Here is an 11,527-nt window from a genome sequence, read left to right on the forward strand (position 1 = left end):
TCTATGAAATTGTAATGATACGCCCTATCGCCGAATCAACTGCACCTTGCTATGGCTGCAGGCTCAATCAGAATTTCTTATACAGCCAGAATGCAATCAGGATACCAATGATACTGATAAGATTCGGTGCGAAGCGAATCCCGAAATGAAGCTGGAGAATGCCCAGATTCAGGATGATATCCTTCAGGTCGAAAATTTCAAAGGTCCTTGTCAGATACGGCATGAGGCCCACAAAATTAGCTCCCTCCAGCAGCTGTCCCAGAATACCGCCAATGAGGGCACCGGCCGCCAGAAAAAGAAGCAAAGGGAGAAATCCCTTGGAAAAACGCATATAAAGACTCCTATAGCTCTTATACTTTAAAATTCACTGCCCAAGGCAATTTTCCCGGCTACCCGATCTGCCAAGGCCCGTCCGGTTTCATCGCTGCTGCGGTACTGGTAGATGACCCGCCATACCGTATTCTTCTGGGTAAATATATATTCCTGCACTGTGAGATCTGTTTTCCGGCCCTTGGAAGATTCAGTCAGCGTAAAAACAAGTTCCGTTCCCTTGATATCGCCGGAGGTAAAAGATTTCTTAGAGGACTTCAGGTTGGAGATAGCGGAATCCTTTTTCAGCACCTCTTCCGCTTCCGATGCCAGCTTCGTCTCATTCACATCATCGGAGACCCTGTTGCCGGTCACCAGAATCTGGAGATGGGCATTGTGGCCTTCCGCATTCACCTTCGACACATCCCGGGCCCCCAGATCCACCTGTTTTCCATTGGAAACCAGTTCAAAGGGCGTAGAAATCGTGATAGTCTCATTATCACAATGAATGCGGTTTTTCCCAAAGGGGAACTGGTCGTCCAGACTGTTGCCGCATCCCGCAAAAAGGAGCGTCCCCAGAAGGAGGCCCGCAGATAATAAAAGTTTCGTTTTTTTATGATTCATAGCTCAACACTTTCTTTGGAGTTTATTTTTCTCATTATACCATAAGAAGGATTGCTATGATAAAATAAAAAAAATTAAGCCGTAATACAGGGAGAAGTACAGAAAATGACGAATAAAATTACAGGTATCGTTGCGGAATGGAATCCATTTCACCGGGGCCATGAGACAATGCTCCAAAAGCTGAAAGAGAACAATCCGGATATGTCCATTTTTGGTGTCATGAGCGGTTCCTTTGTGCAGCGGGGAGAGCCGGCTCTCTTTGATCCCTGGACCCGGGCAAAGTGGGCCGTAAAAGCCGGCGTGGATGCGGTATTTGAACTGCCGGTGCTCGCATCCCTCCAGAGTGCGGACCGCTTTGCAGAAGAAGGGGCCCGGCTCCTTTTTTCCCTGGGCTGCGGTACCATCTATTTCGGCACCGAATCCCTGGAAGCGGAAGAGTTGAAAGAAGCAGCATCCTACGGCCTCACGGAAGCATGGAGGGATTCGCTGCACCAATTTCTGAAAGAAGGCCTTTCCTATGCCCAGGCTTCGGCGGAAGCCATGAGAATCCACTCTCCCCATCTGGCAGAAGAGCTCACGAAGCCGAACAACCTTCTCGGCTGCCGCTATGCCACCGTCATTCTCTCCCATCAATGGCCCATGGTCATCCATGTGTTCCATAGGGATATGGAACATAACATTTCCGCCACCACCGCCAGAAAAGAACTTTTGGAAAACGGAACCACTTCCCTGCTGCCATTGGGGGCCAATGAAGAGGCAGAGGAGCTCATGGAAGAAGGCCGCTTCACCGATTTCCATCGCTACGAAGAGGCATGCCTCCTCACCTCCCGTCTTCTGGATGAGAAAGCTCTTTCATCCACCGGCCTTTTCACAGAAGGCCTGGAACATAAATGGTTCCGGGAATCCCAGCGGGTTTCCTACAAAGACATGCTGGACCACATCAAAAGTAAAAGATATCTTTACAGCCGTCTCAAGCGGATCGGCGCCCAGCTCCTCATTGGCGGCACCGGCCCCTCCCCCTTCACTTCCCGGGAAATTCCATCCTATGCCCGTCTTCTGGCTCTCCGGAGAAAACAAAACAGGCTTCTGAATGATATTCCCATCCCAGTCATTACCTCTATGGCAAAAGCCCTGCGAACCCTTCCTCCCACCATCACCGCTTCCCTTCTTCTTGACATAGAAGCCAGTGATATCCGCTCCTGGTGCCTCCATGAAGAAAATTTCAGAGCCGCCAGACAGGAATATTATAAATCCCCCATAGTGCTGTGAACCCGTATGGCAGCGGCTCCCTTCTCATCGGCTCTCCCAATTTTTCCCTTTACTTTACTCCTCTAATCCTTTATCATTTATAGATATATAGCATTACAAAAAGGATTCGACCATTTCGAATCTATCATGGGAGGAATTATTCATGGATTTGGAACACAATTGGCCTATAGCCCTGGCCTTCATACTCTACCTGGTGGTCATGATGAGTATCGGCATTTACTATTCCCGCCGGCAGAAGAACCTGTCGTCCTATATCTTAGGGGACCGGCAGCTGGGACCGTGGCTCACCTCCATGAGCGCTGAAGCATCGGACATGAGCGGCTGGATGCTCATGGGCCTTCCGGGATACGCTTACCTCCATGGTCTTTCCGCCTTTTGGACCGGCATCGGCCTCATCATCGGTACCTGGGCCAACTGGGTTCTCGTTTCCCAAAGACTCCGTAACTACACGGAAGTAGCCAATAACAGCCTCACCATCCCGGACTACCTGTCCAACCGGTTCGAAGATAAGAAGAATGGCCTTCGCCTCATCTGCGCCCTCTTTATCATCCTGTTCTTCATCATCTATACTTCCTCCGGCTTCGTGGCTGCGGGGAAGCTGTTCAATACCATCTTCGGCATTCCCTACCTTCATGCTCTCCTGCTGGGGGCCTTTGTCGTGGTATTCTATACATTCCTCGGCGGATTCTCCGCTGTAGCTCTTACAGACTTCATCCAGGGCACCATGATGTTCTTCACCGTCATTTACGTTCCCGTAGCCGGCATGATTGCCCTTGGCGGCCCTGTACCGACACTGGACATTCTGGCCGGGGAAGGCAGGGATTTCTTCTCCTTCTTCCCAGACTCCACCGGCACCGCAGCCCTCGTGGCCATGATGGTTTCTTCCCTGGGCTGGGGCCTCGGTTATTTCGGGCAGCCCCATATTCTTGTAAAATTCATGGCCATCGGTGACCCGAAGGAACTGAAAAAATCCACCCGCATCGCCATGACCTGGGTACTTCTCTCCCTGTCCTTTGCCATCGCCATCGGCATCGTAGGCAAGGCGTACCTCACCACCCCGCTGGAAAACGCCAATGCAGAGCGGGTATTCATCCTCATGGCCCAGCAGCTGTCAGCGCCCTTCATTACCGGCATCATCTGGTCCGCCATCCTAGCAGCCATTATGAGTACCTCCTCTTCCCAGCTTCTCGTCACTTCTTCCGCCGTATCCCGTGACCTGTTCCAGGCATTCATCAAAAAAGATGCCTCCCAGAAAACACTCATCCGCGTCTCCCGTCTTTCGGTCCTCCTTGTATCGGCAGTGGCAGTCTACCTGGGCAGCGACCCGAACAGCTATATCTTCTCCATCGTTTCCTACGCCTGGGCCGGCTTCGGAGCCTGCTTCGGCGCTACGGTGCTCCTCTCCCTCTACTGGAGCCGCATGACCCTGAAAGGTGCCTACGCCGGCGTCATCGTAGGAGGCCTCACTGTTCTCATCTGGAAACAGTTCGAATGGTTCGGCCTCTATGAATTGGTACCGGGCTTCTTCTTCTCCGTCATCGCCATTGTGGTGGTCAGCCTTCTGGATAAGGAACCATCGGAAACCATCAAAGAAACATTTAAAAAAGCACTGGAGCTTTCAAAATAAAAAATAAAAAAAGGAACCGGAATGAATAACCCGGTTCCTTTTTTATATTCCCATAACTGAAACATTTGAAAAATGAGAGTTGAGGTCCAGCGGCTCCGCCGTTGTCGTGTACCATAAGGCAGCGCTTCCCAAGGGTGTACCATAGCTAATCCCTCGGTCACCTCCATCACTTCAGCCTGCAGCCCCTCTTTCAACTGCACCGCAGGCTGGCCTGGCAAGCTTGATAGCTGGGAGCCTCTCTGCCAGCCGCGAGCTCCCTTGCCCGTCCCTGTTTATTGACGAGCCATTAAATATCCAAAAATTGGTTGTGATTTTACCCTCGAAATGGTCTTTTAATATATGGAGGGGTAAATCAGAAGTCCTCTTAAGAGCAGTACATTTTCACAAAAGTATGACCTTCTTCCCAAATCCTAGGCAGGGAAAGAGGTCAGAAAAGGAAGTATCCTGTTTGCGCAAGGTCTTCTCCTATACTCCCCCCGCTCCCGTCCGGACAGGAGTGGTCAGCAGAATTCTGCAAAGCAGTACCAAGTTTAACAAATACGAAAACACGGAATATCGCCACTACATATCTCTTCACCGAACGGCAGGCTTTGACGACCAATCCTAGAGCAGCCTGCGGCAGAGAGGGAAAGCCCCGCTTATCCCACCAATCTTCCGCTGAGCTAATGCGCTGATGCCTGATTCATGGCGACCTTCGATGTATGATGGGATCCGGCGTAGAGTTCCGTGTTTTTGTGGTGTCTGAATTTAGGGCCGATACGATTACGACGTTAGACTAACTAAATATACCTACAGACGGGTAATGACTTGGGCCTTGAGCGAAACAGGCCCCTGAAGGCCGATTCCATCAGTGCCCATCACCATTCCTTACCCCGGTAGGGAGCTCCTTTCTGAGAAAGGAGCCTGCTGTACAGTCAATTGCACGTTTCCGGTGCAGTGCCATCAGGAATCCAACTGCGGCGAAGCCGCTCTCCGCTTGGACACCAGCTGCCTTGACTTTGACCACATTAAATACCTGGAATCAGCAAACTGTAAACACGCCAAAAAGACCCGGTGTCCGTAAGATGCAGGATTTGTCCATTGAATCAGGCGCCGGCGTAAGGATGGAAACCGAAGTTTCTCCCCCAAACCGAACCGGTCATCAAAGAGGCAAAAGCGCGTGCTATCGGAAGGTCCTTGGGCCTTATATGGTTGTATGAGTAGTACAGACATTGTGGCATATCCGGATGGTGTTAAAGTGGCTAATAGATGCTAAATCCGGCTTCTCGGTGCCTCGGGCCCATCACTTTCTGTACTTCTCTACGAATTCTCCCATCCGCTTCAGTGCTTCTGCCAGATTTTCCCGGCTGGCGGCATAGGAGATGCGAACATGGTTCCTGCCCTGGGGGCCGAAGCAGGTGCCCGGTACGACGCCGACTTTAGCTTCTGTCAGGAGACGGTCGGCGAATTCTTCGTCATCCATACCGGTGGAGCTGATGTCCGGGAATATGTAGAAAGCTCCCTTTGGTTTGAATACGGGAAGACCCATCTTGACGAGACCATCATACACCATCTCCCGGCGGGCGGCGTATTCGTTGTACATGGCCTTTACGTCGTCGTCGCAGTACCGAAGAGCTGCAATGGCACCGTACTGGCTGGTGGTGCTGGCGCAGAGGATTTCATACTGGTGGACTTTATAGATCTCTTCCAGTGCTTCACGGGGACCGCAGACGTAGCCGATGCGGAGGCCTGTCATGGCATAGGATTTGGAGAATCCATTCATGGTGAGGGTTCTTTCTCTCATTCCCGGCAGGGAAGCGAAGCAGGTATGGGTCCCTTCATAAGTCAAATCGCAGTAGATTTCATCGGAAATGACGATGAGATCGTGCTTTTCTGCAAACGCTGCCAGCTTCATGAGAGAATCCCTGTCCATGACGGTACCGGTGGGATTGTTCGGGTACCCGATAAGGATAGCTTTTGTCCGGGGAGTGACTTTCTTTTCCAGTTCTTCCACGGTGAGTTTGAATTCATCTTTCTCATAGGTAGGTACCAGTACCGGTTTCCCACCTGCAATGGATACGCAGGCCGGATAAGCCAGGTACGCCGGGTCCGGGATGAGCACTTCATCTCCCGGGTTCAGGAGAGTAGTCATGATGATACCGATGGCTTCGGATACGCCCACGGTCACCATGATTTCATCCTTCGGGTCGTAGTCCACGTGATACCGGTTATGGAAAAGTTTTGCAATTTCTTCCCGCAGTTCCAGAAGGCCCCAGTTGGAGGTATAGGAGGTCTCCTTCCGTTTCAGACTTTCGATGCAGGCATCAATGACTTTATCCGGCGCCGAATAGTCCGGTTCCCCTACGCCCAGGGAAATGACATCTTTCATGGTGCTGGCAAGGTCAAAGAATTTACGGATGCCCGAGAAAGGCACCTCTTTGATATTGGATGCGAATTTTTCATCCCAATTCATTGGTTAGTCTCCTTAATTGATTGTGTATAATAAATGGGCGAAATGAAAGAGGATATGTCACAAACGTATGGATGATTCATAAAGGTTGTGGCTGCATGCCAAGGCTCACGCCCCGGCGCCACAGCACCCATCACCCTTAGCTCCAGATATACTATGGAGCAAAAACATTACTGTGGCAGCTGTGGCATCCTACTTCGTCTCCGCCACTTTCTTCCCCAGTTCTTCACATTTTTTCAGGGACGGTTCATCGGGGTAACCGTAAGCCAAGAGGGGCTGGGCCGGGAATTTGGCACCGGCGAAGTGAAGCTCATTATACCAGGAATTCAGCCAGGCCCCGCGGCTCCAGCCGCAGGATCCAAAGATGCCCATGATTTTCCCTTTGAGGTAGGGTTTCAGCTTTTCGCAGAACGGTTTCATCTGGGCTTCTTCAATGACTTCCACGCCCCAGGCAGAGCACCCAAGAATAATGTGGTGATAGGTGTTTCCAATTTCCACGGGGTCCACATCGGAGACCGGTGCCAGAAGGACTTCGGCGCCCGTGCTCTTAGCCCCTACCGCCACCGCTTCAGCCATGGCTTCCGTGTTCCCTGTGGCGGAATAATAAATAATTGCTACTTTTTCTGCCATAATAATCTCCTCACTTTCCTGCCTATGAAAAAGGAGCGTCCTTTTTCAAGAACGCCCTTTTTATAAGACCTAATCAAGCTTTAGCTACTGTTTCGCCCAGCTTCTTGCATGCGGCCAGTGCATCATCGTCCGGATAGCTGTATGCTTTGACCGGATCAGCAGCCAGAGCAATGCCGGCTTCGTCGAAACGTTTCTTCCAGTTTTCAATCCAGTCGCCCTGGTTCCATGCGTAGGAGCCGAAGATAGCAACCACTTTGCCCTTCAGTTTCGGGAGAAGTTCTTCAAAGAATGGTTCGAATTCATATTCTTCCAGTTCTTCGTTACCCATAGCCGGGCAGCCGAGGATGATGTGGTCAAATGCAGCTACATCGTCAGCATTGGTATCGCTGACAAAGCTCAGAGTAGTTTCTGCACCTGCAGCCTTTGCACCTTCTTCTACGGCCTGTGCCATAGCTTCTGTGTTACCGGAACCGGACCAATATACAATTGCAACTTTTGCCATTTGTAAAGCCTCCTGTCAATCAAACATGATAATTTGTCTTACACTTCTATATTACTGATTCCCGTTGTCCTTGTCAATTTGAAAAGAACGGTTATTCAAATTCCGTAAGGGATGTGCCCCTTTTGGAAAGGTCCAGCAGGTTCACTTTCTCAGGGAATTTCCTCCTGGAAATCATCTTTCTGAGACTATCGGTGATATCGCTCCGGTCTCCATCGGAATTGATGATGCCCAGGGTAGTGAAGTAGCCATCGCACTGAAGAATGAGGGTATAGGCTTCATGATAGGTGATATCCTGTTCCTTCGTAGTGATGGTAACAAAACCTTCCCACCGGGGGTGTTTTTTATCGTCGATTTTCTTTAATGGTGCCGTCCCCTCAAAAGAAGCACCATCGGCCATGAGCTTCCGGTTCAGCCAGTTTGCAATGACATCCATCTGGTCCAGAGGTTTGTCATCTTTATGTCTGATTTCCCCGATTTCCAGAAGGAAAGGTATTCCCGTTTCCTGGGACATGGCCCAGCCATAGGAGAAGTCAGGCCCTTTTTTCCAGGTCATGGTATAGTAGTCACTCTTTGTCATGCCATTGCGGATGAAGAACCGCTTTGTGCCACCTTCCGCCATGAAGGGAAGTGCATTCTGGGGGCCTTTTTCGAACGTGATATTCTGGGGAACATCCATGGTGCCGATACCCTGAAGGTTCAGCCGATTGGCAGCGCCGGCAGTGATGGTACCGGCCATGATGCAGCCTGCAGCCAGAAGGGCCATGAGAATCTTCTTCATCATTATGCTTTGGCCTGCTTCTTCTGGAGTTTGGCCCAGGTATCCCGGAGACCTACAATGCGGTTCACCACGATATGGTCTTCTGTGGTGTCCTGGTCAATGATGAAATACCCTTTCCGGAGGAACTGGAACCGGTCGCCCACATGGTATTCCTTAATGGACGGTTCCACTTTACTGTGCATGACGGTGAGGGAATTGGTATTCACCTTTTCCATAAAGTCACGGCCGTCATCTTTATCATCCGGCGGAATGAGGTAATCATAGAGACGGGATTCCACATCCACCGCCGTATCAGCGCAGACCCAGTGGAGAGTCCCTTTCACCTTGCGGTCAGCACCGGGGGTACCGCTGCGGGTATCGAAGTCAACGGTGCAGTGGATTTCTTTGATATTTCCTTCATCATCCTTCACCACATCTTCGCATTTCACGATGTAGGCTCCTTTAAGGCGTACTTCTTTGCCCGGGGTCATACGGAAGAATTTATGGGCCGGATGTTCCATGAAATCTTCCCGTTCAATATACAGATTTCTGCCGAATGGAACCTGGCGGCTGCCCATGGATTCCACTTCCGGATTGTTTTCAAGGGTCATGTATTCGATTTTTCCTTCCGGATAGTTCGTGAGTACCACTTTTACCGGATCAATAACAGCCATAATGCGGGGTGCCTTGGCCTTCAGGTCTTCCCGGATGCAGTATTCCAGAAGGGACACATCCACCACGTTATCAGCCTTGGCCACACCGATGAGGTCGCAGAAATTACGGAGAGATTCCGGTGTATATCCCCTTCTCCGGATACCGCTGATAGTAGGCATACGGGGATCATCCCAGCCGGATACAAGACCTGCTTCCACCATTTTGCGGAGCTTTCTCTTACTGGTAATCATGGTGGTCACGTTGAGGCGGGCAAATTCAATCTGCCGCGGTTTTTCCTTGCCGTCGAAAGCCTGGAGGCACCAGTTGTACAGGGGCCGGCGTTCTTCGAATTCCAGGGTGCAGATGGAATGTGTAATCCCTTCCAGTGCATCAGACAGGGGATGGGCAAAATCGTAGAGCGGATAAATGCACCACTTGTCTCCAGTCCTGTGATGGGTGGCATGGAGGATACGGTAAATAACAGGATCCCGCATGACCAGGTTTGGAGAAGCCATGTCGATCTTGGCACGGAGACACTTCTCTCCGTCCTTGTACTTGCCGTCCTTCATTTCCTGGAAGAGTTTCAGGTTTTCTTCCACGGAACGGTTTCTCCAGGGGCTTTCTTTTCCCGGATGGGTCAGATCTCCCCGGGTATTATGAATTTCTTCACTGCTCTGGTCATCTACATAGGCCAGACCCATGCGGATGAGTTTGCAGGCGAATTCATAGAGCTGGGGGAAATAGTCCGAAGCGAAGTGGACCGGCTCTTTCCATTTGAAGCCCAGCCATTTTACGTCGTTCAGAATAGATTTTACGAATTCTTCGTTTTCCTTTGTCGGGTTCGTATCGTCGAAGCGGACGTTGGTTGCGCCATGGTATTTTTCACCGATGCCAAAATTAAGGCAGATACTCTTTACATGGCCGATGTGAAGATAGCCGTTCGGTTCCGGCGGAAACCGGGTCAGCACACGGCCGCCGGCATATACGTTATTCGCAATGTCCTTATCAATTTCCGCCTCAATAAAGTTAGCGGGTTTTCTTTCTTCTTCCATTATTTTTCCTCCGTTCTATCGGATAAATTAGTTGCTTTCTGTTATTTTAGCACATATGGGAGTAGATAGAAAAGGGGCGGAAGTCGTGAATGGTACGTACCAATCGGATGAATGGGGCTAAAGGCTGCAGGTGAACATCGCTGCGCCTGTTCACCGGATTGTGGCTTCTATATTATTTTGCTCATTGAAACAGGAGCATAAGGTGGGTCTGCCGTCAACGTCAGCTATTCAACCTTTATGTCCCGCTTTACCGGGTACCAGCCCAGGTAAAACCAAAACCGGTTGGCAAGGGCCAGCAATGCCAACCGGCCACCCTTATGAACCATATATGCGTTTCGCCCTGCTTCTTATCAGCAATAATTTCCCCAATCTATGCTATAATAAGTGAATCAGCAGATAAGCATATGTATACTACAGAAAGAAGGCACACCATGCAGAGACTTGTTTCTTATAACCATAACGGCCAGCGCCAGTGGGGCGTTCTCACCAGCGATGGTACCTCCATTTATTCCGCAGAAGATCTGGAAGAGACCTACTTCATCCCCCTCGGTGAAACGATGGAAGAATTCATCGAAACCGGTGAAGAAGGACTCCTGAACCTGGCCAAGGCACTGGAAATGAATGAAAAAGACCAGTCCATCGAACCAATCAAACTGGAAGAGGTCAAACTGGAAGTCCCCTTCTACCCCCGCCGCAATATTCTCTGCGTCGGTAAGAATTACCAGGCCCACGTAAAGGAATTTGACCAGAATGTAAATGCAAAGAATCCTGAAAATCCCATTTTCTTTACAAAAGCCACCACTTCCGTCATTGGACCTGATGAAGAAATCGACCGCCATCCTTCTGCCACATCCCAGGTGGACTACGAAGGAGAACTGGGCGTAATTATCGGGAAGCGGTGCACCAATGTGGCCGCAGAAGATGCCATGAAATACGTGTACGGCTACACCATCATCAACGACGTCACCGCCAGGGACCTGCAGAAAAAGCACGTCCAGTGGTTCCGGGGGAAGAGCCTCGACACCTTCTGCCCCATGGGTCCCACCGTCATGGTCGGTGACTGGCCGGTCCCCTTTACCATCTACACCAAAGTCAATGGGCACCTCCGCCAGGAAGGCTCCACTACGGACCTTATCTTCTCCATTCCAAGACTGATTGAAGTCCTTTCCGATGGTATGACTCTCCTCCCCGGCGACGTCATCGCCACAGGTACCCCCCAGGGAGTAGGAATGGGCTTCAACCCGCCGAAATTCCTCCAGAAGGGAGATGTGGTGGAAATCACCATCGACCCCATCGGGACATTGAGAAATACGGTAAAATAAGGAAAGGACTATAGCCTGCCCGGACTGAGAATATCAAAAAACGCTGTGAAAAGTATTCATTCACTTTTCACAGCGTTTTTTTATGGCCTAGAGATGACAGCTTACATCTGCCAGCGGACTGATATAAAACAGGGACCGGAGGCCCATGTGCAGCTGGCAGGAATACAAACATAGGGACTACCGGTTTCCACCAGCAATTTATCAGGAAATCGGATTCCCCTGCGGCACATCCCTGTTTATATGCCGCCATTCCTTTTCACTGCGGGCTATTCCCTCTCTAGGGAAGCGCTGATTAATTCGCAGAGTCAGATTTCATAAGGATTTTTATGCAC

10 protein-coding genes are annotated in these 11,527 nt (G+C 50.5%); 3 read left to right on the top strand and 7 right to left on the bottom strand.

Annotated elements, in window-relative coordinates:
- Window positions 1–67: 67 nt before the first annotated feature.
- Both QZR21_RS00855 and QZR21_RS00860 read right to left on the bottom strand, forming a co-directional pair.
- Window positions 68–331, bottom strand: coding sequence for a DUF4321 domain-containing protein (locus tag QZR21_RS00855; RefSeq protein WP_296096445.1), 264 nt, complete (start codon window positions 329–331; stop codon window positions 68–70).
- 26 nt (window positions 332–357) lie between these two features.
- Window positions 358–933 (bottom strand): hypothetical protein, encoded by a 576-nt coding sequence (locus QZR21_RS00860; protein WP_296096436.1) that lies wholly within the window; start codon window positions 931–933, stop codon window positions 358–360.
- A 105-nt stretch (window positions 934–1,038) separates the two neighbouring features.
- Here QZR21_RS00860 and QZR21_RS00865 point away from each other — a divergent pair, with 105 nt between their 5' ends.
- Both QZR21_RS00865 and putP read left to right on the top strand, forming a co-directional pair.
- Window positions 1,039–2,202 carry a nucleotidyltransferase family protein gene (locus tag QZR21_RS00865; protein ID WP_296973235.1) on the top strand — a complete coding sequence of 388 codons (1,164 nt, stop codon included), beginning with the start codon at window positions 1,039–1,041 and terminating at the stop codon, window positions 2,200–2,202.
- A 142-nt stretch (window positions 2,203–2,344) separates the two neighbouring features.
- The gene (gene putP / locus QZR21_RS00870; protein WP_296096432.1) at window positions 2,345–3,829 is read left to right on the top strand and encodes a sodium/proline symporter PutP; all 1,485 of its coding nucleotides are present in this window, start codon (window positions 2,345–2,347) and stop codon (window positions 3,827–3,829) included.
- A gap of 1,282 nt (window positions 3,830–5,111) precedes the next feature.
- On the opposite strand, the gene QZR21_RS00875 is transcribed toward putP, so the two are convergent.
- The 5 genes from QZR21_RS00875 to QZR21_RS00895 all read right to left on the bottom strand — a co-directional run bounded on the left by QZR21_RS00875 (window position 5,112) and on the right by QZR21_RS00895 (window position 9,873).
- Window positions 5,112–6,281, bottom strand: a complete 1,170-nt coding sequence (locus QZR21_RS00875) for a pyridoxal phosphate-dependent aminotransferase (RefSeq protein ID WP_296096430.1) — start codon at window positions 6,279–6,281, stop codon at window positions 5,112–5,114.
- Window positions 6,282–6,470: 189 nt separating this feature from the next.
- The gene (locus tag QZR21_RS00880; protein ID WP_296096428.1) at window positions 6,471–6,908 is read right to left on the bottom strand and encodes a flavodoxin domain-containing protein; all 438 of its coding nucleotides are present in this window, start codon (window positions 6,906–6,908) and stop codon (window positions 6,471–6,473) included.
- 73 nt (window positions 6,909–6,981) lie between these two features.
- Window positions 6,982–7,410, bottom strand: coding sequence for a flavodoxin (locus tag QZR21_RS00885; protein ID WP_296096426.1), 429 nt, complete (start codon window positions 7,408–7,410; stop codon window positions 6,982–6,984).
- Between the two features lie 91 nt (window positions 7,411–7,501).
- Complete coding sequence (locus QZR21_RS00890) at window positions 7,502–8,191, bottom strand: hypothetical protein (protein WP_296973239.1); 690 nt, start codon at window positions 8,189–8,191, stop codon at window positions 7,502–7,504.
- Entirely contained in the window at window positions 8,191–9,873 is a 1,683-nt protein-coding gene (locus QZR21_RS00895; RefSeq protein WP_296096422.1) for a glutamine--tRNA ligase/YqeY domain fusion protein, read from the bottom strand. The genes QZR21_RS00890 and QZR21_RS00895 overlap by 1 nt, the downstream gene beginning before the upstream one ends.
- 431 nt (window positions 9,874–10,304) lie before the next feature.
- Here QZR21_RS00895 and QZR21_RS00900 point away from each other — a divergent pair, with 431 nt between their 5' ends.
- The gene (locus tag QZR21_RS00900) at window positions 10,305–11,195 is read left to right on the top strand and encodes a fumarylacetoacetate hydrolase family protein (RefSeq protein WP_296096533.1); all 891 of its coding nucleotides are present in this window, start codon (window positions 10,305–10,307) and stop codon (window positions 11,193–11,195) included.
- The last annotated feature ends 332 nt before the right edge of the window (window positions 11,196–11,527 follow it).

This window comes from uncultured Dialister sp. (assembly GCF_900541605.1).
Classification (GTDB): domain Bacteria; phylum Bacillota; class Negativicutes; order Veillonellales; family Dialisteraceae; genus Dialister.

Excerpts from the sequence above, each read along its gene's own strand:
- QZR21_RS00855 (WP_296096445.1), bottom strand. The coding sequence starts at position 331 with ATGCGTTTTTCCAAGGGATTTCTCCCTTTGCTTCTTTTTCTGGCGGCC.
- QZR21_RS00860 (WP_296096436.1), bottom strand. The coding sequence starts at position 933 with ATGAATCATAAAAAAACGAAACTTTTATTATCTGCGGGCCTCCTTCTG.
- QZR21_RS00865 (WP_296973235.1), top strand. The coding sequence starts at position 1,039 with ATGACGAATAAAATTACAGGTATCGTTGCGGAATGGAATCCATTTCAC.
- putP (WP_296096432.1), top strand. The coding sequence starts at position 2,345 with ATGGATTTGGAACACAATTGGCCTATAGCCCTGGCCTTCATACTCTAC.
- QZR21_RS00875 (WP_296096430.1), bottom strand. The coding sequence starts at position 6,281 with ATGAATTGGGATGAAAAATTCGCATCCAATATCAAAGAGGTGCCTTTC.
- QZR21_RS00880 (WP_296096428.1), bottom strand. The coding sequence starts at position 6,908 with ATGGCAGAAAAAGTAGCAATTATTTATTATTCCGCCACAGGGAACACG.
- QZR21_RS00885 (WP_296096426.1), bottom strand. The coding sequence starts at position 7,410 with ATGGCAAAAGTTGCAATTGTATATTGGTCCGGTTCCGGTAACACAGAA.
- QZR21_RS00890 (WP_296973239.1), bottom strand. The coding sequence starts at position 8,191 with ATGATGAAGAAGATTCTCATGGCCCTTCTGGCTGCAGGCTGCATCATG.
- QZR21_RS00895 (WP_296096422.1), bottom strand. The coding sequence starts at position 9,873 with ATGGAAGAAGAAAGAAAACCCGCTAACTTTATTGAGGCGGAAATTGAT.
- QZR21_RS00900 (WP_296096533.1), top strand. The coding sequence starts at position 10,305 with ATGCAGAGACTTGTTTCTTATAACCATAACGGCCAGCGCCAGTGGGGC.